Here is a 22,963-nt window from a genome sequence, read left to right as displayed (position 1 = left end):
ATACAATCTGTCTAATGGCGAGAAAATGAAGGTTCCAATACAACCTGAAAATGAAACTTTGAGGCTTGAATATCTGAATTCGTTAAACTTGTTAGATTCAGAAGAAAATGTTGATATAGATCGAATTACAGATTTTATAGCTAAACTGTTTTGTGTTCCGATCGCATTAGTTAGTATTGTAGATTCGCACCGTCAATGGTTTAAATCTAAAGTAGGGCTGGATGTTTGCGAAACCCCTCGTGATATATCATTTTGTGGTCATGCAATCCTTGATACTAAACCCTTGATAGTTAGTAATGCTCTATTTGATGAGCGTTTTTTAGATAATCCGCTTGTTACTGGGGAGCCTTATATCCGCTTTTATGCCGGAGCACCTTTGATTGCTAAGACTGGTGTTATACTCGGGACACTTTGTATTATTGATACACAGCCAAGAGATTTTTCTGAAAATGATACTCAAATTTTAGTCAAATTAGCATCAGATGTAATTCAATTAATTGAAAATTAATGATTTTTAGTTTTTCGTCGTAAATTGTTTTCTAATCTGTATCAATCACATAGATTATACTGAATGTCAGTATAAACTTTTTTATTACCTAAAATTAATTTTTAGCGCATTGTCAAACGCCGTTTTATAACACAATAATAAGGAGCATATAATGGCAAAAACTCTAACCGGTGGGTGTTGTTGTGGTGAAGTAAGCTACAAAGTAACTGACAACTTTAAACGTTTTTTCTTTTGTCATTGCGAGCAGTGTCGAAAATTATCAGGCACAGCACATGCCGCAAATTTGTTTACCTCCCCTGATGCTATTGAATGGGTAAAAGGTCAACAGCACATTACGCGATTTAATTACCCTGGTCGTGCGTTATCACGGGCGTTTTGTAAAACCTGTGGTTCCGCTTTGCCATTCACTGCAAAAGATAACAGCTATTTGCTTGTTCCTGCAGGCAGTTTAAACGAAGAGCCAAGTAAAGAATTAGATGCGCAAATTTTCTGTGAAGAGCAAACCGGATGGCATAAAAATGGCCTAAATGGCAAAAAGTTGATTGGTTTTGGTCGCGATTAAGCTCGTTGATAATTTGCTTTCTTGTGGATAAAGTTTGACCAGTTAATCTGGTTTGATTAATCTGTAAACACATTTTAAAGGGAGGTTTAATATGTTTAAAGTTTTAACCTTAGCTGCTTTAGTCTCTTTAGCAGTACCTACAAACGCAAATGAAATTACAGCTGAGTTTCTTAAAAAAGAGCTAGAACTTGCTCATTCTCAGCACATAAATGGCTCACATGATAGTGCGCTCTATGCGTTAAATTCACTTGCAAGAATTCTTGAGCTTGATAGCGCTAAAATTCTGCAAACAGAAATAGGCCCAAATAATCTTGCTTTTACTTATCTTCGAATTGGAATCATTCATGAGCATGCAGGTGATCAGCAGCAAGCCAATAGCTATTTTGCCAAAGCGATGAATGCTCACCAAGGCGAAAAACTTCAGCTTGCAGAGCTCAAAGCTTATGTAACTAAATTAGACAAATCAGCTGCTCACTTAATTTAAATATAACTGGAAATACAAAGAAAACGATGATCAAATGGCAAGAACTAAATAAATATCAAAAAGCTGCATTTTGGTGCTTGATAGCTATTGTTGGTTGGTTCTCACCTGAGATTGCACTGTTATTTCATTTTGGTGGAATAGAAGTTGTATTTGCTTTTTTAGCAATGTACAGCTTACCTATCACCAGAGTAGTGCGCTCTTACTTTCTAAAAATTAAAGAAAACCTGTTACTTGCCTATGTGTCATTTCAAAAAAGTGCCTCTGGTAAACCCAACGTATTTTTAATGCAAACGGCATTTTGCTGTCTTGCAATTGCACTCACCGGATCATTTTCTTTTGCAATGGTATTTTTGATGCCAGGAATGATGTTAAACAGTATGCTTGTTTGATTGGGTTAAAGTTAGCAAGTTGTGAAAGTAAAGTTTGTAGGAGGCGTTCTAACGCCGAACAAGTAGCAGCGATTTTACATCGCGTCCTAGAGCCTAAACCCTAGTACCTAATGTATCCTACCGTAGACGTGAAACTTGTTTAGCACCTTTGTAGGTCGTGCTTTAGTGTGATTAAAGTGTAAAGTTAGCCGGTAGCGTTTTAACGCCGAATAACTAAGAATCACGGTCCAATCCGTTCCTTCGAGTCCAATAAAAAACACTGAAAAATATGAATGAATTGATAGAGATAGGTTTAAGCGCAGTAAAGCAACATCAGTCTTTACCGTTTTCGATTTATTGCGCTAATGATGAACAGCACATAGTTAATGTGCCTATCGCAAAACCATTACTTGTCGTTGTGTTGTCTGGCAGTAAAAGACTAATTGATACAGAAGAAGTTAACTGCAATGCAGGCGATTTTGTCTTTATGGCAAATACACCTAAGGTTGCCATGCGCAACATTCCGCAAAATATTGGTTACATGGCGTTATTGATTGAGTTTGATTACGCAGACTTTGAGTGTTTGAAATATCAATCGGGAGCAAAGAAAAAGTTCATTAATGGGCAAGTAGATTCTTTGTTTCAAATGTCCTTAAAACAATTTATTGAATGGGCTGCAGTAACACCACCACAATTATGGCCAATTAGAAGGCAAGAGCTTCTACAGGTGTTATTTTTGCAGGGCTTTATTGATTTAGGTTCAATCATTGAGCCACCAACACTGACTCATAAAGTGCATACTATTATCATCAGTGATTTAACACGAGATTGGGATGCAAACAGTATTGCAGCTAGTTTAGCGATGAGCGAGTCTACACTCAGAAGAAAGTTAACTGCAGAAGAAAGTAGTTTTCAGTTAATTAAAGACAAAGCGCGTTTAAGCCATGGGCTACATTTAATTCAAAGCAGCTCAGAGCCTATTGGAGCTATTGCGCAGCAATGTGGTTTTTCGTCGCAATCTAGATTCACAGATAAATTTAAACTGTTGTTTAATACGACTCCAACAGCTCTTCGTAAAACAATAATGAGCGAAGTAGGCTAATAATTGACAGTTTTGGTACTAATTTGATCTCTCTTTGCTAGGTATTATGATTATTCTTATTAATCGGAGAATATTATGAAATCATCAACATTGAAAATTGCCACGCCATTATTCCTGCTATGTTTGTCTGGCACCACATTCGCTGAGTCTTTTACCTTAACAAGTAAAGACATTGCTCATGGTGAGTTTATGAGTACTTCGCAAGAGTTCAAGGGATTTGGTTGTAACGGCGATAACCTATCACCACAACTTGCTTGGCAAAATGCTCCGAAAGGGACTGAAGCATTCGCATTGACCGTTTATGATCCTGATGCCCCTACAGGCAGTGGCTGGTGGCATTGGCAAGTTGTAAACATTCCTAAATCAGTATCAAGCTTAGCGAGCGGTGCTGGAAATGCTGACAAGAATGCTTTGCCTAAAGGGAGTATGCAAATAACAAATGATTATGGTTTTAAAGGCTTTGGCGGTGCCTGCCCACCAGAAGGTCATGGCGCTCACAGATATCAATTTACACTGCATGCGTTATCACAAAAGCTTGAATTACCAGAGAACGCATCAGGTGCGTTAGCAGGTTATATGATCAATGCTTATTCGCTTGATTCAGCAACAATTGAAGCGCTTTATAAGCGTTGAGAGAGTAACGAGCTGCAAGAGTAAAGTTAGCGAGTTTCGAGCGTTTGTAGGTCGTGCTTTAGCGCGATTAAGGGTAAAGTTATCGAGTTACAAGTTTACAAGGGCGTTTTAACGCCGAACATCTAAGGTTGACGGCTGAAGCCGTTCCTACGTGAAAATCTCCACGGTTTTTGTCGCCATAAATGGCGACCTGCAAGGGCAATCGAAGGCGTGAAACTTGTTTCGCGCGTCTGCACTTAAAAAGTAGCGGCATAAAGAGGCCGCTACTTGTGAAAGTGTATGGCCTTAAACATCATTGACTCGCAACTTCAATCATCTTTCTTTGCTTTTTTCGCGAGGATTTCAACCTCGGCTTTTTCGGTCACACCAGCCATACTAAGTGCTGTGCTGCCTACAGATTCATATTCAAGTTTTATTTTATCGAGTTTAGCGTCGTTTTTGTCTGGTAAACTTAAGCTACGTGATGACATCCCTTTGGTTAGAACACCCAGGTTTTCAAATACCTTTTCTTCACCATTATTCATGATGACTTTAATACTTTTAAGGTTCACTGTGCCATGTGTGCATTTAACCTTAATGTGACTATAACGGCTGCTGGTGATAGGGTTTACGGTATCAGTTTCGCTCTTGTAACTAACTTTTTTCTCAGCGATAGTTTTCCACTCGTCATCACCAGCAAAACTATGTGTACTGGCTAATGTTAGTAAAGTAGTTAAAGCTAATAGTTTAATTATTTTCATTTGATTCCCTCCAAAATTATGATCATTCAAAGATATAGCACATAAATAAAGTAATTGCTTATCTAGAAATGACTAAATAAAACCAAATTCATATTTTAGTCGTATTAACAATATGGTTCTTAGATTCACCAAGCTTAAATGGCATGCTATGCTAATTAAGTGTTTATAGTTTATGGAATTTAAATGAGATCTTACTTTTGGATAGTTGCTTTTTTGTTCTCAAACTCAGCGTTAGCAAGTGCATTGCTAGATGTTAAGCCTAGTAATAAAACCCAATTTTTGTCTTTAATTAAAGATAAACAAGGGGAGTATGCAGCCAAAGAGGGCAGTGACGCAGTTTGCCAAAATGCATCGTTCTCATTAATCAAAACACCCACACAAGGTTTTAGTTTAGGCACGCTAATTGACTTTAGTGATTTGCATAACGGTACGCAGGTAAAAAAAATCCCAAACTTTTGTGTTGTTAGCTCGAAGCTAAAGTACTTTGTAAATGGTATTGTTAGAACCAAGCGCTATTTTCGCTGTGATAATGAAGACGATAATGGCTCAACAACTGAAGATCTGCGTTTTAAAGATAATGGCAATATCACTTATACATTGGATAAACCTGACGTTTCATGTGTGTTTGAAAAACAATAAATGTTTGCCTCATGCAAATTTAAGCCTATGATGGGCTTTATTTTTTAATTGAAAACCTTATGACTAGCCAACTTATTCAAGCATTTTTAGTGCTTGCTGCCTTTTATATTGCAAGCCTCATAATTGACCGGGCAATTAAACAGTTTCAACGTCGGTTTGATTCAACTGCACTTGAAACTTTCCGGCTAATTTCTAACTCGCAGCGCGCTATTTTATTATTCATTGCTATTGTGCTTGCGTTATCGAAACTCGGTTTTGATGTTGCGGCGTTGGTTGCAGGCTTAGGCTTAACGGGCTTTGCACTGGGTTTTGCGTTGAAAGATGCAATTTCAAACCTAGTTGCTGGTGTCATGATTGTGCTTTATAAACCTATTAAGCTTGGTAATTACATAGAAGTGAGTAATTCAAAGGGCACTGTGATTGATCTTAATTTGCGCTATATCACAATTAAAGGCGAAGGAGCTGTGCATTTAATCCCTAACTCTTTAATTTTAAGTAATAAAGTGTCAATCATTGATCGTGAAGACGATTAATAGCAAAAACTAGCTATAAAAAAAGCAGCCTAGGCTGCTTTTTGAAGTTTTAGCAAATTACATTTGAGATTGCAGGTAATTTTCAAGCCCTGCGGTTTTGATTAACTGCTGCTGTGTTTCAAGCCAATCAATCTGTTCTTCTTGCTCATTTAAGATGTTATCGAGCGCTTCACGGCTGATGTAATCTTTTTTCTCTTCAGCAAGTTTAATTGCTTCTTTAAGATCAGGTAATGAATCAAGTTCAAAGCTCATGTTAGCTTCGATCATTTCTTCAGAGTTTTCACCAATACGTAGTCGACCTAAATCTTGTAAATTTGGTAAACCTTCTAAAAACAAAATACGTTCGATTAAACGGTCGGCATTTTTCATTTTTTGAATAGATACTTTGTAATCAGCTTTGTCTAATTTTGAAAAACCAAAATCTTTAAACATACGAGCGTGTAAAAAGTATTGGTTGATACCCACTAATTCATTCGCTAATACTTTATTAAGTGCAGCAATGACGCTTTTATCGCCTTTCATACAATTAGCCTCTATTCGCCCATTTGAGATTGGTGGTAGTTTTGGCTACCAATTTTGTCGATTAGACCAAGCTGTTGTTCTAACCAGTACACATGATCTTCTTCTGTATCAAATAATAGCTTTTCAAGCACTTCGCGTGATTGATAGTCTTTTTCTTGTTCACAGATAGAAATTGCTTCTTTAACACAATCAACAACTTCTAATTCAAGTGTTAAATCGTTTTGCATCATGCTTTTAACGTCTGAACCAATTAATAAATCACGACGTTTAGTCATGTTTGGTACGCCTTCTAAGAATAGAATACGTTTAATTAACCAATCTGCGTGGTCTTTTTCTTCTTCCATTTCGTGGTTAAGACGCTCATACAGCTTATTTAGGCCCCAATCGTCATACATACGAGAATGAATAAAGTATTGATCTATAGCGGCTAATTCGTTTGCGAGTAGTTTGTTAAAACTATCGATGACTTTTTGGTTACCTTTCATAATGCTGTCCTCGAATTCCAAGTTGCGGTAATTGTAGTATATAAAAACAAGATTGCAAACTTTTTCCTTTGTAAATCAGTTGTTTACTATTGAGTGTGATTCTCGTTTAAGTTTGCGTTAATGGTTGATAAATGAACAATTTATCGTTTTTATTCTTAAATGAAAAAAGCCCTTACTAAGAAGGGCTTGTTGTTCTAATAAAAATTAATTTAGAAGCGATAAGTTGCACCAAGTGTTACAGTGGTACCTAAACCTTTAATGTTATAGCCACCGTAGGTGTATGACTGGGCGCGGGCAGGGTAGTAATCATTGTTAAATAGGTTTTCAACCCCCATAAACGCTTGCCAGTTTTTACTAAAGCTATAACGGCCGCTTAGGTTGAATAGATTGTAACTGCTAATTGGGCCTTGATCGCCAACATAGTCACCGTCTGCATTTGGTTCAAAGCGTTTGCGTGAGCCCACATATAAATAACTCACCGTAAGTGATAATTCATCATTAGGCTGCCAGTTTAAGTTAGCTGTACCTTTTGGTGGGCTGATTTGGCGAGAACCTAAGTAAATATCGTCTTCGGTGTTTTTACCTTCAACATAGCTGTAAGTTGCAACCAGTTTTAGGGTTGGGTTAATTTTATAATCAACCAGTGTTTCGTAACCCCAAATCTCTTGCGGCGCACGTACTGGCTCATAAACACCCGTTGCTTCATTAAAGCTATTCGTGGTGCCAAATTCTGATGTGCTACGGTAAGCTGCAAATTCAAAACGCAAGTCATCAAACTGTGAGGTAAAACCAACTTCATAGTTATCGATGATTGATGCTTCTGTTTGAATTAGACCAATATCGTTTACTGTTGCAGAGCGTAATAAGCGGCCAATATCTGAGATATCAGATCCTTGCGAGTAATTAGCAAACGGGCTGAAGGCCTCAAGTAAATTGTATTTCACACCTACATTGTAAGTGGTTGCATCGTAATCAATGGTGTCACCTTTTACGCTAAGTGGTACTGAGCATTGTGTTGCTGAGCGGCACAGTTTTAAGGTTTCATAGTCCTCAACAGCAAGATCTATGCTTTCTTGGCGTACACCCGCTTTAATAACTAAATCATTATCGATTACCCACTTAGTTTGTAAAAAGCCAGCAAGGCTTTCCATATCCATTTCTGGTACCCAAACACGGCCATCTACTAGCGGCTGAGACGTCACATCATTAAGTGCATCTAGGCCATAAATGAAAGTGGCTTCAACATTGTCAAAATCAACAAGGGTATTGAAGGTAGCGCGCGCACCTTTCTTTTCAGAGCGAATAATTGATTGGCCGCCTTCGTAGCCTTCGTCTGGGTTAGCTAAGCTTGTAGAAAAGAAAAACACATTCTCGATATCTTGCATGTAAAGGTCGAGAGTCATTTGAGTATTACTAAACAGGGCGTAGTCTGTGTATTTTAAGGTAATGTTTTCGTTACCATCTGGGCCTTGTGGTTTACCTTGCTTTTGCAGCTCTTTAGGTACATGAATGGCATAGGTTTTTTCGCCATCATTAAGATCCCCTACAACATCACCTAAATCGGTTTTTTGCTGAGAGCTAAAGTAGTTATAGCTAAATTGTAGCTGCTTCTCATCATCAAAATCATAACCCAGCTTGGTGAAGTAGTTTTCTGTTACTGCGTCAGATAAACCATATTGCAAGCCAAGAATATCGCCTTCTGCGTCGCGTTGAACGCCATTTTCTTCGTAACTTGCGGTAAATAAATAGCTAATTTTATCAGCACGACCATTAATTGCCGCAGAGACTCGCGCACCAGCGCTTTCTTCTAGTTTTACTGCACTAAAACGTGACGAAAGGCTGATTTCACCCTCTGGCTTACCATCACTTGTTGCTTGTTTTGTGATGTAGTTAATAATACCGCCCGATGCACCATTACCATAAACTGAAGTCGCACCTTTGATCACTTCGATACGCGCAATGGCACTTGGGTCGAGTGTTTTAACCCCTAAAGAGCCGTTTCTCAGTGGTGTAGATTGTGGCACACCATCAATCATCACAAGTGGTGCACGGCCACGTAAACTCTGACCTGTGTTACTCGAGCTACCCGTATCTGGTGCAAGGCCAGGTACCATTTGCGCCAATAAGCTTTGTAGTTCTGGATTAACTTTTAAATGCTCTTCAATTTGCTTTTGGCTAATAATCGTGACTGAAGCGGGTACTTCATCAATGCTTTCAAATACACGGCTGCCTGATACAACAACGTGTTCCATTTCTTCTGCGGTGAGTTTTTTATTAATGGCATCATCAGCAAAAGATTGGCTACTTAGTGCGAGTGCAATCAGAGTAAGTGAAGTTTTTAACATGTTTATCCTTGTTAAATCAGTATTAATTATTTTATGTGATTGTGCGGAAGTCTAAATGTAAAGAAGTGTAAAGGCAAGGCTAATGATAATTATTTGCAATAATAATTGTGGCTTTTTAGTTACTCGCGATAAGAAGGGTACAAGTAAGTGCGGTTCTAGTTGATGCTAGTTTAAGTAACGTTTTAGGTCATCAGGAATAGGCATTGGTTTGACAGGGCTAACATTGGTGCCGCCAGTGTTACCGAGTGGGACCCAAATACGCGAAAACACAATTGACGCAGCCATGCGAGCAAACTGACCAATTATTTCCTTGGCATTATGGTTTTTAAAACCAATTTTACACATCCACCAATGTGAGAAAGTATGCGGAATAATATAGCTTTGGCCAAGAATATGAGCCCGCTCTAAGTGATAAAAAGCGCTTGTGTAATCCTTCTTTGCATAACTAGTTTTAGCCAATATCATTTCAGTGCTAAAGGCATGTTTGAGCTCATTGTTAATAGCAATTTTTTATTGATAAAAGTTGTTCATTTGTAATGCCGTTTGTACCAAAAGTAAACACCCGAAATCGTGAAAAATAACGGTGATAAAGCAAATAGTAACCATAGTAATTGCACAATAGGCCCTGCAAAATCACCAATATGAAACTTATATTTAAAGTTCCATGTTTGCGTGGTCCATGAGCTTTGGCTGGCGTCATAGCTTGCAACAATATCTGCTGAATATGGGTTTGCCCATACCCAGCTATAGGCATGGCTTTCACCCGGGTTCTCTATTCTAAAACCTATGTTATCAGTTGCTTTTTTCGGTAAGTAAATTCTAAATAACTTACCCTCAGGAAATACAGTTTGTGCGTTATCAAACGCTTTTTGCACTTGAAAAGGCGTATCAGATGAAGGGGGAATAACTGCTGGTGGTTTAGGCCTATCTTCAACTGTGCCTTGCATCACAAATTCTAATACGGCTTTGGTTTGTTCTTTCCAGTTAAATGCCATACCTGTGTATGCAATTAAAATGAGTGGAATTAAAAAATACACTCCTAGAACGGTATGTAGCTGATACATCAGCACTCTAAACTTTGCTTTACGCTTAATAGCCAAGCGCTTAATACGATTTTTTGGCTTTACCCAAATATAAAAGCCAAGCAGAATTTCAGTAATAAGAATCAGCGCACACACCGATACCCAGTTTCTTAGCGGGCGATTTTTATCGCCATCTTCATAAAGCAGCCAGCGGTGCAGAGCCATGGTAAAGCCATAAATTGTACTGTAGTAATCGTACTCATGTAACACTTGACCGTTGTAAGGATTAACACTGACATAGCGGTTATTGGCCAACTGTAATTGCCAGGCAAGATCACTGCGCTGCTCTGGCATTAACAGAGTAACGGGTTGTTTTGTTGTAGCTGAAACGTGTTGGATGAGGTCATCGAAATCAAGTGCTGAAGGTGCTGGCGTTACTGTCCATTTATCGCTTTGAGTAAGGTATTGAATGTCTTTTGCGTAAATAAGCAACGCGCCGGTCAAGCTTAAACAAATTAAAAATAAACCGCTTACTAAGGCAAGTAATAAATGCGTACGACGTAACCACAACTTCAACAAGGTTTGTTCCTTCAGTTTGCTGTTAAAACAAAACTGAATTGTAAATGATAACGCGAAACATTTACACTAAAACTTGTTCAATGGTGCAGCTTTCAATAGCAAAGTTTTCATGTAAAAAGTGACGTATTTCATCGTTTTGAATGCTTTGTTTGGCACTAAACTTAAGCTCACAATGAATGTGATGGTCATCTATCTGCCATGTTTTAAGGTAATCAATATCAGTGATTGCAAATTGGGCTTTAAGTTCAGTGATAGCTTCTGGTAGCGCAAAACTATCGGGGGCTGCCTGCATTAAAATTTTACTGCTCGCTATTAGCAGCAAAATACCATGGTAAATGACATACACCGAAATCAGCATGGTGGCAATTAAATCAACAACATACCATTGATAAAGAATAATTAAGGTACCCGCAATGATCACCACCACAGACGCTAATGCATCAGACACATTATGTATAAACGCAGCACGAATATTCATGCTGTCTTTTGCGCCTGCTTTGTAAGTTAAAAGGGCGGTGACTAGGTCAACAGCCAGTGCAAACCCTGCAACCCAAATGATGATCCAACCATCAATAGGCTCTGGGTTTAAATAGTTGGAGATGGCTTCAACAATTAGGTAACCACCAATCACAATTAAACTTAAGCTGTTAAATAAGGTTGCTAAAATTTCAGCGCGTTTGTAGCCGTATTGATAACGATCGTTGGCAGGTTTGGCACCAATTTTTCGGGCAATTAGGGCAATGAATAACGACGAGGCATCACTTAAATTATGCAGTGCATCAGCAATTAACGATAAACTGCCAGAAACAAGGCCGCCAATCACCTGAGCGACAGTTAATAACACATTGATTGCAACTGCCAGCATGAGTTGGCGGGTGCTTTGGTTATTTGTATCGTGATGATGGTGGTGTCCGTGTCCCATAAAAATACCGAGTTATTGATTTGCTTTATTTTTATACCATGCGTGCCGTGGTATTGAAATGTTTGTAATGATTTGTTCGTGTACAGTTTGTTCGTGTACAGATTATAATTTACTGTTCAAATGCCGGTCGATTTGTTAATTTATCGCCGTTGTACCAATTTTTAGTTCTAATTTTTAGGCTCAATGTGAAAGCTGCATTTATTATTTTGATTAGCGTATTATTGCTCCAGCCCTTGCTGGATAGCTTTGATGTGGCCGATCATAATGCTGCGTTTAATCACACCTCGGTACTACTATCTGAAGAAATTGACCTTGAAGCCCATTGCGCTATCAATGGCGATCATCAGCTACACCAATTAGAGCACACCGAACTTAGCAAACAGTTGTCTGATTCAGCCGAAAAAGGCCATTGTCATGTTTGTCACAGCCCTGTGTTTGTCGATTCGCTGCAATTGACTGAGCCTGCTGATACCTATTTTACTAAAATTGAATCTCTCGATTTAAACTTCACATCAGCAGATTTAGCGCCGTTACATCGCCCACCTATTTTAGCTCTTACTTAATCCAAAACCCTTTTTAGATTTTATTTGGGCTTAGCCCATTTTAAGTAAGAGACGATATATGTTTTTAAGAAATTTTATGCGTTACGCATTACTGTGCGTATGCTTTATGTATGTGACAAATAATTCTGCGAAAGAAGCACATGAACATCAAGAAAATGAACAAGCTGAGCATGCTAATGAAGTCAATTTAACTGAGCAGCAACAGCAACTAGCTAATATCAAGGTTGAGCGCCTTGTACTGAAAAAACACAATCAAACCTTATATGCACCGGGCGAAATTAAAGCCAATGGTTATGCCAGTTATGTGGTGTCACCGCGCGTTGATTCAATCGTTGTAAAGCGCCATGCCTTGTTAGGGCAACATGTCAATAAAGGTGACTCTTTAGTCACTTTATTTAGTGGCGAAGTTGCCAGCCAGCAAACTGAATTTAGATTGGCCGAAGCAGAGTTAAAACGGCTAACTAAAATGACACCAGGCACGGTGAGCAAAAAGCAAATCTTAACTGCCAAAGCCGAGTATGAAGTAGCTTATAGCCGCTTAGTTGCCTTTGGTTTATCAAAACAAGCTATAGCTCAAACACTGACTATAAGCCCAGAAAAACTCGGCGAATATACCTTATTTGCACAAACATCTGGTGCTGTTTTAACCGATAACTTCGCCCAAGGCCAGCGAGTTGATTCGGGGATTGAGTTGATGCTGATTGCTGATGAATCAGCGCTTTGGGTTGCAGCTCAGCTTTCATCAAACCAAGACCGTATTATTAATAATGGCTCGACAGCGCTGTTAGAAGTAAACGGTAATCGCTATCAAGCAACAGTCATTCAAGAAGCACATACCATTGATGAACAAACACGCTCACGAACCGTTAGGCTCGAAGTAAAAAACACTCAGCATAGTTTGCATCCGGGCATGTTTGCCGATGTGTATTTTCAGTTTGAAACAGAGCAAGCGGTACTTGCTGTACCAGAAAATGCTTTAACTCGCAGCGCAGATGGTGACTGGCAATTATTTGTTGTTGATGACGATGGTGGTTTTGTCGCACAAGAAGTAACCCTTGGCAGAAGTTTTGGTGATTATCGCGAAGTATTTGGTATTCAAGCCGGACTTGAGGTTGTCACCCAAGGTGCATTTTTTATTGCATCACAGCTAGCTAAAGGCGGATTTGATCCGCATAACCACTAGAGGTGACGCATGTTTAATTTATTAATTGAAGCGGTGATAAAAAATCGTTTACTGGTGCTATTGGCCTTGCTTGCGGCGATTGCTGTAAGTTTATTTATGATCCCAAAACTCAATTTAGATGCCTTTCCTGACGTGACAAATGTGCAAGTGGCAGTTAATACCGAAGCGCCGGGGCTTGCGGCTGAAGAAGTTGAGCAGCTGATCACATACCCGATAGAAGCGGTTATGTATGCACTACCCGATGTAGAGCAAGTTCGTTCTATTTCTAAAACGGGATTATCGGGCGTCACTGTTGTGTTCAAAGAAGGTGTTGATATTTACTTTGCTAGGCAGCTGGTTTTTGAACGTTTGCAGTCTGCTAAAGAGTTGATCCCAGACGGTGTAGGTATGCCAACAATGGGCCCTAACACATCAGGGCTTGGACAAGTTTATCAGTATTTACTTGAAGCAAAGCCAGATGCAAACATAGATAGCATGGCACTACGTAGCTTAAATGATTGGGTGGTTAAATTACTTATATTACCTATTGATGGTGTTACTGATATTTTGTCATTTGGCGGTGAGGTCAAGCAGTATCAAGTAAACTTAAACCCCAATAAGCTACTAGCCTATGACTTAACACAGCAAGATGTTAGTGACGCACTAGATGCTAACAATAGCAATGTGGGTGGCTGGTATATGAACCGAGGTCAAGAGCAGCTGGTTATTCGTGGTACAGGTTGGTTTACCCCAGGCGAAAAAGGGCTTACTGAAATTGCGCAAACGCCTATCAAAACCATTGATGGTACAGTCGTTAAAGTGGCTGACGTTGCGAATGTTGAGCTTGGCAGTGAAATTCGCCAAGGCGCTGTCACCTTATCTAAACGCAATGATCAAGGGGAAATAGTCAATCGTGGTGAAGTGGTCACAGGTATCGTGCTTAAAAGAATGGGCGCTAATACCAAGCAAACGATTGATGGCATTAACGCGCGTGTCGAGATGATAAATCAAGCACTGCCAAATGGGGTTGAATTTAAAGCAATTTACGACCAAGCAGAGCTTATAAGCCAAGCGGTACAAACAGTTATTGATGCACTGCTTTTAGCTTTTGTATTTATTATCATAGTATTAGCGCTATTTTTGTTGGATTTAAGAGCAACATTTTTGGTGTTATTGTCGATCCCTATTTCGATTGGTTTAGCACTGAGTGTAATGGCATGGCTTGGCTTATCGGCTAACTTAATGTCATTAGGGGGTATAGCTGTTGCCATCGGCATGCTGGTAGATGGCTCGGTTGTTATGGTAGAAAATGTATTTAGGCACTTAGGGATGAAGCGCAATCAACATAAGCTACCCGCCGAGCTGGTTGCAATTGCTGCAAAAGAAGTCGCACGGCCTATCTTTTTTGCCTCTTTGATTATTCTAACGGTATTTTTACCACTGTTTAGCTTTGAAGGTGTTGAGGCTAAGTTATTTCAGCCAATGGCTGTGAGTATCATGCTTGCGATTATTAGCGCTGTAATTGTTGCCTTAGTTGTGGTGCCAGCACTGTGTGTTTATTTATTTGCTAAGGGCGTGACAGTAAAGCAAAGTATCTTACTAAAACCTATCGATATGCTTTATCAACGGGCTTTACAAAAAGCATTGCAGGCTAAACGCAGCGTTTTAGCTATTGCAGGTTTATTACTAATTGTAGCGGCTGTTATGCTACCAAAGCTGGGTACTGAATTTGTGCCAGAACTTGAAGAAGGTACGATTAATCTACGTGTGACTCTTGCTCCATCTGCAAGTCTCGAAACAGCAATCTCAGTGGCTCCAAAGCTTGAAGCCATGTTGCTTGAATTTAACGAGGTGGAATATGCGCTGAGCCGAATCGGTCGGGCAGAAGTAGGGGGCGATCCTGAACCGGTTAACAACATAGAAATCTATTTAGGTTTAAAGCCACATGAGCAATGGGTTAACGCGAAAACACGTGTCGAATTGCAACAGTTAATGGAAGCCAAGCTTGAGCAATTCCCTGGGCTTTTGTTTAACTTTTCACAGCCCATAGCAACCCGAGTAGATGAGCTTTTATCGGGTGTAAAGGCTCAATTGGCCATTAAGTTGTTCGGAAGTGATTTGGCTGTTTTAAGTGAAAAAGGCCAACAAATTGAGCAGCTAGTTCAGCAAATACCTGGCGCTAAAGATGTCGCGATGGAGCAAATAGGCGGCGAAGCACAGCTAATAGTTAAACCCAACCGTTTGGCGTTATCGCGTTTTGGTTTATCGGTAGCTGATTTAATGGATGTAGTCCAGCACGGTATTGGTGGGCAATCAGCAGGGCAAATTATTAATGCCAATGAGCGCTATGATATTTATGTGCGTATAGCGCAAAGTTATCGCCAAAACCCAAATGTGATTGCTGATCTTCGACTGCGTACCCCCGCGGGTGCCGTTGTTAGGGTAGGTGATGTAGCCGATGTACAGATTGAGTCTGGCGCTCCGCAAGTTCGTCGCGATGATGTTCAAAGACGCATAGTCATTCAAGCGAATGTACAGGGGCGTGATATGGGCTCTGTGGTTGCTGATATACGTACTGCGATTGCTGATAAAGTGCAGTTACCAAGTGGTTACAGCGTGGCGATTGGCGGCCAGTTCGAAAACCAACAACGGGCACAAAAGCGGCTAATTATAGTGGTGCCAGTGGCCTTATTACTCATCGCGTTATTGCTTTATTTTGCCTTTAGTAACTTATCGCAAGTGGTGCTTATTCTTGTCAATGTTCCTCTCGCTGTAATTGGTGGGGTGATTGCATTGTATGTCTCTGGGCAATACTTATCTGTACCCAGTTCAGTAGGGTTCATTACGCTGTTTGGTGTTGCGGTATTGAATGGTGTGGTGATGGTTGAAAGCATTAATCACCGAGTGAGTCACGGCGATAGCAAAGATAAAGCGGTATTTGAAGGGGCTGTATCACGGCTCAGACCCGTACTAATGACCGCGCTTACTTCAATGCTTGGACTAATTCCAATGCTCCTAAGCACAGGCATAGGGGCTGAAATACAAAAGCCACTTGCAACGGTTATTGTTGGCGGCTTGGTCAGTGCAACATTCTTAACTTTATTTGTACTGCCGGTACTTTATAAGTCGATGAGTAAATAAAGCAAAATGGGGCTAACTTTTAGTAGCCCCTTTTTAATGCCGTGTATTTCTGTAAAGGGCGTTTACACCATGCTAAAGCCCTTATAAACTGGGCGTTACAATAATGATGTAAAAAAGGAATACAGAGTGAGTAACGCAATTACAATTCGTCCGGCAGTCGCGAGTGATGCTGCAACAATCCTACATTTTATTACCGAACTTGCTATTTACGAAAAAGAACCCGACGCAGTTAAAACAGACGAGCAAGCTATTTTAAAAACGTTATTCAGTGAAGGTGCTACGGCTCATAGTGTTATTTGTTTAGAGGGCGACACGCCAATTGGTTTTGCAGTGTATTTTTATAATTACTCTACATGGCTTGGCAAAAATGGTTTGTATTTAGAAGATCTTTACGTCAGTGCTGATAGCCGTGGTAAAGGCGCTGGTAAGCAAATTATGCAATATCTAGCTAAGCAAGCACTTGAGAAAGACTGTGGTCGTTTTGAGTGGGTGGTACTTGATTGGAATAAACCAGCCATTGATTTTTACGACAGCATTGGTGCTAAACCACAAAACGAATGGATTATTTACCGCCTGACAGGCCAAGAGCTTATCGACTTTGCGCATCAATAAGTAATTTTGATATAGCTCAAAATTAACAAATACCAATATAAATAAAAATCATTTGCATTTAGACTTTTCTGTGTGTAGTTTAAATACACATACAAAGATTGGTATAAGTGCAGGTGATTTTTATGACTCAAACAACACGCCACACACCTTTAACTGCAAACGCCATTGATGATGCGCTTGCCCCTTGGCAAAGTGCAATTTATCAAGGCAACTTAGCATTTGAATCTGGCGAGCTTATTACTGCACGTGATCATTACACGGTTGCAAGCAGCTGCGCCGAAACACTTCTTGCGCAATTTTCTAATATCCCAATCAATCAGTCTGTAACACGTTCGTTAGAACATTGTATTGCAGCATTTGTTGTTGCTACTTTGAATCTAGCTGACACCTTTAAAGTAATGCAAAAACCCGATAAAGCCTGTACGTGGCTTTGTCATGCTCATCAACGATTAAGCGTGCTTTTGAATCACCCAGAGCAACAGGTTCGCACCTTGGTGCTGCACCATCACCATAAAACCTATTATGAACTGGTTAAGTTTGCCAGCATGGCATCGGCATTTCCGGTACTTATTAACCGAATCAATCAGCTATTAGCTGACTATCCCCATAAAACGCAGTTATTACACTAACGATAAGGAATCAGTATGCCTTTTACATTACCCGATTTAGCATATGACTATGATGCACTTGAACCGCACATTGATGCGAAAACCATGAAAATTCATCACACCTTGCATCATCAAACCTATATCAATAAAGCAAATGCTGCACTAGAGGGCAGTCATTACTCTGAGCAAGATACTGAAACATTATTACGCACTATTTCATCAATGCCTGAGTCATTACAAAAAGCAGTGCAAGAGCATGTGGGTGGCCATCATAATCACTCATTATTTTGGCAAGTTATGTCACCTAATGGCGGCGGTATGCCAAGTGCAGAGTTAAATGCAGCCATTGTTGATACATTTGGTAGCTTTGATGAGTTTAAAGAGCAATTTACTAATGCAGCGGTAAGCCGTTTTGGCAGTGGCTGGGCGTGGTTATGTGTTGATGATAATAACCAGTTGGTTGTTGAAAGTAGCCTTAATCAAGATAGCCCACTGATGCAAAATCACACGCCTATTTTAGGGCTTGATGTGTGGGAGCATGCATATTACTTGAAGTATCAAAATCGTCGTCCTGAATATATTGCGGCATTTTACGAAGTGATCAATTGGCCGGAAGTTGAGCGCCGATATTTAGCCGCAATTAAAAAATAGTTAAGGTCCGAAACTGGCTAGTCAAAAAATAATATTCAGTTAAGCTAACGGTATTAGCGTGTAACGAGAATAATTATGACTAGCCAACAATGGCAAACTGCAAGGCAAAGCCGCGACCCACGCTTTGATGGGGTGTTCTTTGTTGCTGTAAAAAGCACTGGCATTTATTGCAGACCAATTTGCCCTGCACCGACGGCACAAGAAAAAAACGTTGAGTATTACCAATACGCGCACTTGGCTGCGCAAGATGGTTTTCGACCCTGCATTCGCTGTCGCCCAGACAGTGCTCCGAATAGCCCAGCTTGGTTAGGTACTAAAACCACCGCATTACGTGCAAAACAACTAATTGATAAAGGCGAGGCCTACGATTGCGAGGTTTTAGCAGACAGGCTAGGGGTGTCGAGCCGCTATTTACGCCGTTTGTTTAACCAACATTTTGGACTGTCGATCACCCAATATCGATTATTTAACCAATGCAATTTTGCCAAGCAGCTATTACAACAAACTGATTTGTCGGTAGCTGATATCGCATTTGCTGCAGGCTTTAATAGTATTCGTCGTTTTAATGATGCTTTTTTAAAGCAGTTAAATATCGCCCCGTCAAAGTTACGCAAGTCAGATAAAAAACCAGCATCAACATTAACTTTAACACTAGCATTTAGGCCGCCTTATAACTGGCAAGCACTCCATGACTTTTTACAGCGCCGCTTAATTAGTGGTCTAGAATGGCTAAGCGCAACGAGCTATGGTCGCACTTTTAAAGATAAATATTGCCAAGGGCAATTTACCGCGCATTTTGTTGAGCATAAAAACCATTTTAAAGTGGTTATTGATATCGATAACACCCGCTATTTACAGCAAGTGATCCATAACATTCGTCGTGTGCTTGATTTAGATGCCGACACGCACACTATTGAACAGCATTTAAATGCAGAGCTAAAAGGCGCAATGCCGCTTTGTGTTGGGCTTCGTTTGCCGGGAATTTGGTCTGAGTATGAAGCAGGTATTCGTGCGGTACTTGGTCAGCAGGTAAGTGTTACAGCGGCTCATAACCTAGTAACACAGCTTGTAAATGAGTTTAATCAGCAAAGTAATAACCACTATTTTCCAAGCCCTGAATGGGTTGCCAATTCTGAGCTCGATTTTTTTAAAATGCCACAATCACGCAAAGATGCGCTACGGCGTTTAAGTGCCTATTGTCAGCAAAACCCAGATAATCAAGAGCTTGATAATTGGTTAGAGCTCAAAGGCATTGGCCCATGGACAGTTAATTACGCCAAACTACGCGGTCAAAGCCACCCCGATATTCTATTGGCGGGCGACTTAGGGGTTAAAAAAGCCCTCGCTGAAATAAGCGAATTTAATAGCGAGCACTGTGCGCCATTTCGCTCTTATTTAACTTTTCAACTATGGCAACAATTATGAGTATGCAACAAGTTATTATGCCAAGCCCGATTGGCGATATTACCATTCAAAGTACGTCAAAAGGCGTCAGTTACGTTGGCTTTTACCCGGTGGTTTCGATGCAAACTGAGGCTGTTGATGAGCACACCCTTACACCCATTTTAATATGTATAAGTGAGCTTAATGAATATTTTAACAGTGAGCGTAGGCGTTTTACTGTTCCACTAGATACCCAAGGTACCCACTTTCAAAGGCAAGTATGGCGTGCGCTGATAGATGTTGAGTTTGGTCAAAGCAAGAGTTACCAAGATATTGCACTTGCCATTAATAACCCAAAAGCGGTGCGTGCAGTGGGCGCTGCAAATGGTAAAAACCCGATTAGCATTATTGTACCGTGCCATCGGATTATTGGCGCAAACGGTAAACTCACAGGCTATGCAGGTGGCCTTGAAAGAAAAGAGTGGTTACTTAAACACGAAGGCTTGTTATAAAACAGCAATTTTACTGGGACAAGGTTTCAAGTAATAAGAGTAAGGTAATAGATGATGTTGCCGCGCGATTAGGGTAGCATATTGCGACTTTAAAATTTGGGCAACATCATGGCACAGCTGTACTTTTATTATTCTGCAATGAATGCAGGCAAATCTACCACACTTTTACAATCTGCATTTAACTACCGCGAGCGTGGTATGGAACCGGTTATTTTAACTGCGGCTATTGATGATAGAGCAGGTGTTGGCAAGGTGTCTTCACGAATTGGTTTACAAGCTGATGCCCATATTTTTGATGCTGATATCGATGTATTTGAATTGATCAAATCATTAAACGCAGAGCAAAAGCGCCATTGTATTTTAGTTGATGAGTGCCAGTTCTTATCAAAAGAGCAAGTAATGCAATTAACAGATGTGGTTGATGAGCTTGGTATTCCGGTGCTGTGTTATGGCTTACGTAACGACTTTAGAGGTGAGTTATTTAGTGGCTCACAATATTTACTTGCCTGGGCTGACAAACTTATTGAGTTAAAAACGGTGTGTCATTGCGGACGTAAAGCTAATCATGTATTGCGTACCGATGAGCATGGCAAAGCGATTGCAGACGGTAATCAGGTAGAAATTGGCGGCAACGACCGATATGTATCGGTGTGCCGCAAACATTATAAAGAAGCGTTAAATCTCGGCCGCTAATGCCGAGATAAAGCTATCAATATCTTGCTTAGTGACGCCTAAATGGGTCACTAAGCGCAGTGGTTTACCCGGTGAAAACAGCATGTTTTGCTCTTTTAGAGCATGCGCCACTGCTTTTAAATCGATATGTTCGGCAACATTTGCGTAAACAATGTTGGTATCAATTTGAAAAGGCGATGTATCAAAACCAGTTAACGTGTTTAACTGCTCTGCCAAATACGCTGCGTTATCGTGATCCTCAGCAAGCCTTGTTACGTGATGCTCAAGTGCATACTGGCCTGCAGCTGCAAGCATACCCGCTTGGCGCATACCACCGCCAAGTACTTTTCGCCAGCGGCGCGCTTTATCTATCAATGCTTTGCTACCTAATAATAGTGAGCCAACCGGCGCACCGAGTCCTTTTGATAAGCAAATAGACACTGAATCAAAATACTGGGTGATTTCAGTGATATCAACACCTAACTTAACCGCAGCGTTATACACTCGGGCACCGTCTAAGTGCAGAGCAAGGTTGTGTTTATCAACACATTCTCTAGCTTGTTTAAGATAACTAAGCGGGAGAACTTTGCCGCCAATGGTGTTTTCTAAGCTAAGTAGTTTGGTTTTAGCAAAGTGAAAATCATCAACTTTAATCGCAGCCACAACTTTGTTTAAATCTATGCTGCCATCACTATTATTTTCAATTGGTTGCGGTTGAATAGAACCTAATACAGCGGCACCGCCACCCTCAAATTTGTAGTTATGCGCTTGTTGACCACAAATGTATTCGTCGCCACGCTCACAATGTGCCATTAATGCCAGTAAGTTTGCTTGCGTGCCTGAGCTGCAATAAAGGGCGCTTTCGAAGCCATGGCGCTCAACAGCAAATTGTTCAAGCTGATTAACGCTTGGGTCGTCGCCATAAACGTCGTCGCCTACTGGGGCGTCATTCATTACCGCGCGCATGGCTGCTGTTGGTTTTGTAACTGTGTCTGAACGAAAGTCGATCATTTTATTATCCTTATACTAGTTCGTTAAGAATGGCTTCGCGGTCGGCTTGGTCAAAATAGCTCCAAGCAATAAAGCGGCTTATTTTTTGGCCTTGTGCCATTTTTATAACTTTTACCTCTTTCACATCAAGTGTGCTAAGTAGCTTTTTTATATGCGGTAAAGTGTCAGACTTAGAAACAAGTGATGTAAACCAAATACATTGCTCTGCAAACTCTTGGCTCTCAATGCACATTTTACTAATAAATTCGCGCTCACCGCCTTCACACCAAAGCTCGTTTTGGCGGCCACCAAAATTAAGCGATTTTTGTGGTGCTTTGTTTAGGTTTTTCCATTTGCGCTCAGTACCTGCTTTGGCCTGTTGCTCGCTGGCATGAAACGGTGGGTTGCATAAAGTTAGGTGAAAGACATCTTTATTCGATATCACGCCCGTAAACATTTTATCGGCGTTTTTTTGCTGCTTAACATTAATTTTAAGGCGGTTGAATTGCACGATTTGTTTGGCAATTTTAACAGACAAAGCATCAATATCTGAGCCCGTGAAGTGCCAGCCATATTCGTGATTACCCGTAAGCGGGTAAATCACATTTGCACCCGTGCCTACATCAAGCACTTTTACTTGCTTACCCGTAGGAATATGATCTTGGTTATCGCTTGCTAATAAATCGGCCAAGTGATGAATGTAATCCACTCTGCCAGGAACTGGCGGGCAAAGGTAGTTGTCGGGCAAATCCCAAAAATCGATTTTATAATGGCTTTTTAATAACGCTTGGTTGAGGGTTTTAACCGCTAATGCATTGGTGAAATCAATGGTATCAGTGCCCGCTGGCGTTTGCGTTATATAAGGTGTTAGGGCAGGAGTATCTTTGCATAGCAAAGTAAAGTCGTAGCCATTTAAGTGGCGATTTCGCGGATGCATTAAGGAAAACCTATCTGTTAGCCATATCAAAGGCTGATTGTACCAAATAAATCTTTGTTCTGAGTTAGTTTGCGGTGGATATTTTTGCTTAGTCTCATTAAAAACATGGTATGCAAAAATCATTTTTAACTTGAAATACTTAGAAAAAATAATTAAAAATGCAGATGAAGCACTTTATCTTGTTAAAGACAATCGAAGGAATCGAGCTTCTGTGTATTTTAATTGAATATTAAAAACAACAAGGAAGCTTATAAAAAATGACTAATAGTATCTTTCTTTGTCCTTTTA

At 40.2% G+C, this 22,963-nt stretch carries 26 protein-coding genes; 17 read left to right on the top strand and 9 right to left on the bottom strand.

Features of this window, described 5'->3' with window-relative positions:
* Positions 1-25: 25 nt before the first annotated feature.
* From AAEU31_RS04295 to AAEU31_RS04270, 6 genes are all read left to right on the top strand, one after another.
* Positions 26-508: a GAF domain-containing protein gene (locus AAEU31_RS04295; RefSeq protein ID WP_421966554.1), complete on the top strand. Its 483-nt coding sequence runs from the start codon at positions 26-28 to the stop codon at positions 506-508.
* A 151-nt stretch (positions 509-659) separates the two neighbouring features.
* A complete protein-coding gene (locus tag AAEU31_RS04290) occupies positions 660-1,070 on the top strand; it encodes a GFA family protein (protein ID WP_421966553.1) in 411 nt (136 codons plus the stop codon).
* Positions 1,071-1,161: 91 nt separating this feature from the next.
* Complete coding sequence (locus AAEU31_RS04285; protein WP_421966552.1) at positions 1,162-1,554, top strand: hypothetical protein; 393 nt, start codon at positions 1,162-1,164, stop codon at positions 1,552-1,554.
* A 26-nt stretch (positions 1,555-1,580) separates the two neighbouring features.
* Positions 1,581-1,943, top strand: coding sequence for a hypothetical protein (locus AAEU31_RS04280; RefSeq protein ID WP_421966551.1), 363 nt, complete (start codon positions 1,581-1,583; stop codon positions 1,941-1,943).
* Positions 1,944-2,211: 268 nt separating this feature from the next.
* Entirely contained in the window at positions 2,212-3,024 is an 813-nt protein-coding gene (locus AAEU31_RS04275) for a helix-turn-helix transcriptional regulator (protein ID WP_421966550.1), read from the top strand.
* A 75-nt stretch (positions 3,025-3,099) separates the two neighbouring features.
* Entirely contained in the window at positions 3,100-3,657 is a 558-nt protein-coding gene (locus AAEU31_RS04270; RefSeq protein ID WP_421966549.1) for a YbhB/YbcL family Raf kinase inhibitor-like protein, read from the top strand.
* A 308-nt stretch (positions 3,658-3,965) separates the two neighbouring features.
* On the opposite strand, the gene AAEU31_RS04265 is transcribed toward AAEU31_RS04270, so the two are convergent.
* Positions 3,966-4,397 carry a DUF2541 family protein gene (locus AAEU31_RS04265; RefSeq protein ID WP_062567998.1) on the bottom strand — a complete coding sequence of 144 codons (432 nt, stop codon included), beginning with the start codon at positions 4,395-4,397 and terminating at the stop codon, positions 3,966-3,968.
* Between the two features lie 183 nt (positions 4,398-4,580).
* Between AAEU31_RS04265 and AAEU31_RS04260 the strand changes: the two genes are divergently transcribed.
* Both AAEU31_RS04260 and AAEU31_RS04255 read left to right on the top strand, forming a co-directional pair.
* Complete coding sequence (locus tag AAEU31_RS04260) at positions 4,581-5,036, top strand: hypothetical protein (protein WP_138557665.1); 456 nt, start codon at positions 4,581-4,583, stop codon at positions 5,034-5,036.
* A 59-nt stretch (positions 5,037-5,095) separates the two neighbouring features.
* Complete coding sequence (locus AAEU31_RS04255; protein ID WP_199526952.1) at positions 5,096-5,569, top strand: mechanosensitive ion channel family protein; 474 nt, start codon at positions 5,096-5,098, stop codon at positions 5,567-5,569.
* A 57-nt stretch (positions 5,570-5,626) separates the two neighbouring features.
* Here the strand turns inward: AAEU31_RS04255 and bfr (AAEU31_RS04250) are convergent, their stop codons facing one another.
* From bfr (AAEU31_RS04250) to AAEU31_RS04225, 6 genes are all read right to left on the bottom strand, one after another.
* Complete coding sequence (gene bfr / locus AAEU31_RS04250; protein WP_062567995.1) at positions 5,627-6,091, bottom strand: bacterioferritin; 465 nt, start codon at positions 6,089-6,091, stop codon at positions 5,627-5,629.
* An 11-nt stretch (positions 6,092-6,102) separates the two neighbouring features.
* Positions 6,103-6,576, bottom strand: coding sequence for a bacterioferritin (gene bfr, locus AAEU31_RS04245; RefSeq protein WP_130052506.1), 474 nt, complete (start codon positions 6,574-6,576; stop codon positions 6,103-6,105).
* 209 nt (positions 6,577-6,785) lie between these two features.
* Entirely contained in the window at positions 6,786-8,921 is a 2,136-nt protein-coding gene (locus tag AAEU31_RS04240; RefSeq protein WP_421966548.1) for a TonB-dependent receptor, read from the bottom strand.
* 165 nt (positions 8,922-9,086) lie between these two features.
* Entirely contained in the window at positions 9,087-9,422 is a 336-nt protein-coding gene (locus tag AAEU31_RS04235) for a DUF3703 domain-containing protein (protein ID WP_421966609.1), read from the bottom strand.
* Positions 9,423-9,448: 26 nt separating this feature from the next.
* Positions 9,449-10,519 carry a PepSY-associated TM helix domain-containing protein gene (locus AAEU31_RS04230; RefSeq protein ID WP_421966608.1) on the bottom strand — a complete coding sequence of 357 codons (1,071 nt, stop codon included), beginning with the start codon at positions 10,517-10,519 and terminating at the stop codon, positions 9,449-9,451.
* Positions 10,520-10,583: 64 nt separating this feature from the next.
* Positions 10,584-11,444: a cation diffusion facilitator family transporter gene (locus AAEU31_RS04225; RefSeq protein ID WP_421966547.1), complete on the bottom strand. Its 861-nt coding sequence runs from the start codon at positions 11,442-11,444 to the stop codon at positions 10,584-10,586.
* Between the two features lie 185 nt (positions 11,445-11,629).
* On the opposite strand from AAEU31_RS04225, the gene AAEU31_RS04220 reads away from it, so the two are divergent.
* The 9 genes from AAEU31_RS04220 (at position 11,630) to AAEU31_RS04180 (ending at position 20,769) form a co-directional block, all read left to right on the top strand.
* A complete protein-coding gene (locus AAEU31_RS04220; RefSeq protein ID WP_421966546.1) occupies positions 11,630-12,007 on the top strand; it encodes a hypothetical protein in 378 nt (125 codons plus the stop codon).
* Positions 12,008-12,065: 58 nt separating this feature from the next.
* Positions 12,066-13,190 (top strand): efflux RND transporter periplasmic adaptor subunit, encoded by a 1,125-nt coding sequence (locus AAEU31_RS04215; protein WP_421966545.1) that lies wholly within the window; start codon positions 12,066-12,068, stop codon positions 13,188-13,190.
* A gap of 9 nt (positions 13,191-13,199) precedes the next feature.
* Entirely contained in the window at positions 13,200-16,310 is a 3,111-nt protein-coding gene (locus AAEU31_RS04210; protein ID WP_421966544.1) for an efflux RND transporter permease subunit, read from the top strand.
* A gap of 126 nt (positions 16,311-16,436) precedes the next feature.
* Positions 16,437-16,922, top strand: a complete 486-nt coding sequence (locus AAEU31_RS04205; protein WP_054552102.1) for a GNAT family N-acetyltransferase — start codon at positions 16,437-16,439, stop codon at positions 16,920-16,922.
* Positions 16,923-17,044: 122 nt separating this feature from the next.
* Positions 17,045-17,551, top strand: coding sequence for a DUF2753 family protein (locus AAEU31_RS04200; RefSeq protein WP_421966543.1), 507 nt, complete (start codon positions 17,045-17,047; stop codon positions 17,549-17,551).
* Between the two features lie 15 nt (positions 17,552-17,566).
* Positions 17,567-18,181, top strand: a complete 615-nt coding sequence (locus AAEU31_RS04195) for a superoxide dismutase (RefSeq protein ID WP_421966542.1) — start codon at positions 17,567-17,569, stop codon at positions 18,179-18,181.
* A 75-nt stretch (positions 18,182-18,256) separates the two neighbouring features.
* The gene (locus AAEU31_RS04190; RefSeq protein ID WP_421966541.1) at positions 18,257-19,606 is read left to right on the top strand and encodes a DNA-3-methyladenine glycosylase 2 family protein; all 1,350 of its coding nucleotides are present in this window, start codon (positions 18,257-18,259) and stop codon (positions 19,604-19,606) included.
* Between the two features lie 2 nt (positions 19,607-19,608).
* A complete protein-coding gene (locus tag AAEU31_RS04185; protein WP_421966607.1) occupies positions 19,609-20,076 on the top strand; it encodes a methylated-DNA--[protein]-cysteine S-methyltransferase in 468 nt (155 codons plus the stop codon).
* 108 nt (positions 20,077-20,184) lie between these two features.
* Complete coding sequence (locus AAEU31_RS04180) at positions 20,185-20,769, top strand: thymidine kinase (protein WP_135926501.1); 585 nt, start codon at positions 20,185-20,187, stop codon at positions 20,767-20,769.
* On the opposite strand, the gene ltaE is transcribed toward AAEU31_RS04180, so the two are convergent.
* Together ltaE and rlmF are read right to left on the bottom strand one after the other, a co-directional pair.
* Positions 20,752-21,759 (bottom strand): low-specificity L-threonine aldolase, encoded by a 1,008-nt coding sequence (gene ltaE, locus AAEU31_RS04175; protein ID WP_421966540.1) that lies wholly within the window; start codon positions 21,757-21,759, stop codon positions 20,752-20,754. The genes AAEU31_RS04180 and ltaE overlap by 18 nt on opposite strands.
* Before the next feature lie 10 nt (positions 21,760-21,769).
* Positions 21,770-22,675 (bottom strand): 23S rRNA (adenine(1618)-N(6))-methyltransferase RlmF, encoded by a 906-nt coding sequence (gene rlmF, locus AAEU31_RS04170; protein WP_421966539.1) that lies wholly within the window; start codon positions 22,673-22,675, stop codon positions 21,770-21,772.
* Between the last annotated feature and the right edge of the window lie 288 nt (positions 22,676-22,963).

The organism is Pseudoalteromonas thalassia, from assembly GCF_049257215.1.
In the GTDB taxonomy this organism is placed as follows: Bacteria; Pseudomonadota; Gammaproteobacteria; order Enterobacterales; family Alteromonadaceae; genus Pseudoalteromonas; species Pseudoalteromonas lipolytica_C.
The sequence above is the reverse complement of the archived record's forward strand: the minus strand, read 5'-3'. Positions and strand labels throughout refer to the sequence as shown.

Coding starts and splice junctions, on each gene's coding strand:
- AAEU31_RS04295 (WP_421966554.1), top strand. CDS start 26: ATGAAGGTTCCAATACAACCTGAAAATGAAACTTTGAGGCTTGAATAT.
- AAEU31_RS04290 (WP_421966553.1), top strand. CDS start 660: ATGGCAAAAACTCTAACCGGTGGGTGTTGTTGTGGTGAAGTAAGCTAC.
- AAEU31_RS04285 (WP_421966552.1), top strand. CDS start 1,162: ATGTTTAAAGTTTTAACCTTAGCTGCTTTAGTCTCTTTAGCAGTACCT.
- AAEU31_RS04280 (WP_421966551.1), top strand. CDS start 1,581: ATGATCAAATGGCAAGAACTAAATAAATATCAAAAAGCTGCATTTTGG.
- AAEU31_RS04275 (WP_421966550.1), top strand. CDS start 2,212: ATGAATGAATTGATAGAGATAGGTTTAAGCGCAGTAAAGCAACATCAG.
- AAEU31_RS04270 (WP_421966549.1), top strand. CDS start 3,100: ATGAAATCATCAACATTGAAAATTGCCACGCCATTATTCCTGCTATGT.
- AAEU31_RS04265 (WP_062567998.1), bottom strand. CDS start 4,397: ATGAAAATAATTAAACTATTAGCTTTAACTACTTTACTAACATTAGCC.
- AAEU31_RS04260 (WP_138557665.1), top strand. CDS start 4,581: ATGAGATCTTACTTTTGGATAGTTGCTTTTTTGTTCTCAAACTCAGCG.
- AAEU31_RS04255 (WP_199526952.1), top strand. CDS start 5,096: ATGACTAGCCAACTTATTCAAGCATTTTTAGTGCTTGCTGCCTTTTAT.
- bfr (WP_062567995.1), bottom strand. CDS start 6,091: ATGAAAGGCGATAAAAGCGTCATTGCTGCACTTAATAAAGTATTAGCG.
- bfr (WP_130052506.1), bottom strand. CDS start 6,576: ATGAAAGGTAACCAAAAAGTCATCGATAGTTTTAACAAACTACTCGCA.
- AAEU31_RS04240 (WP_421966548.1), bottom strand. CDS start 8,921: ATGTTAAAAACTTCACTTACTCTGATTGCACTCGCACTAAGTAGCCAA.
- AAEU31_RS04225 (WP_421966547.1), bottom strand. CDS start 11,444: ATGGGACACGGACACCACCATCATCACGATACAAATAACCAAAGCACC.
- AAEU31_RS04215 (WP_421966545.1), top strand. CDS start 12,066: ATGTTTTTAAGAAATTTTATGCGTTACGCATTACTGTGCGTATGCTTT.
- AAEU31_RS04210 (WP_421966544.1), top strand. CDS start 13,200: ATGTTTAATTTATTAATTGAAGCGGTGATAAAAAATCGTTTACTGGTG.
- AAEU31_RS04200 (WP_421966543.1), top strand. CDS start 17,045: ATGACTCAAACAACACGCCACACACCTTTAACTGCAAACGCCATTGAT.
- AAEU31_RS04195 (WP_421966542.1), top strand. CDS start 17,567: ATGCCTTTTACATTACCCGATTTAGCATATGACTATGATGCACTTGAA.
- AAEU31_RS04190 (WP_421966541.1), top strand. CDS start 18,257: ATGACTAGCCAACAATGGCAAACTGCAAGGCAAAGCCGCGACCCACGC.
- AAEU31_RS04185 (WP_421966607.1), top strand. CDS start 19,609: ATGCAACAAGTTATTATGCCAAGCCCGATTGGCGATATTACCATTCAA.
- AAEU31_RS04180 (WP_135926501.1), top strand. CDS start 20,185: ATGGCACAGCTGTACTTTTATTATTCTGCAATGAATGCAGGCAAATCT.
- ltaE (WP_421966540.1), bottom strand. CDS start 21,759: ATGATCGACTTTCGTTCAGACACAGTTACAAAACCAACAGCAGCCATG.
- rlmF (WP_421966539.1), bottom strand. CDS start 22,675: ATGCATCCGCGAAATCGCCACTTAAATGGCTACGACTTTACTTTGCTA.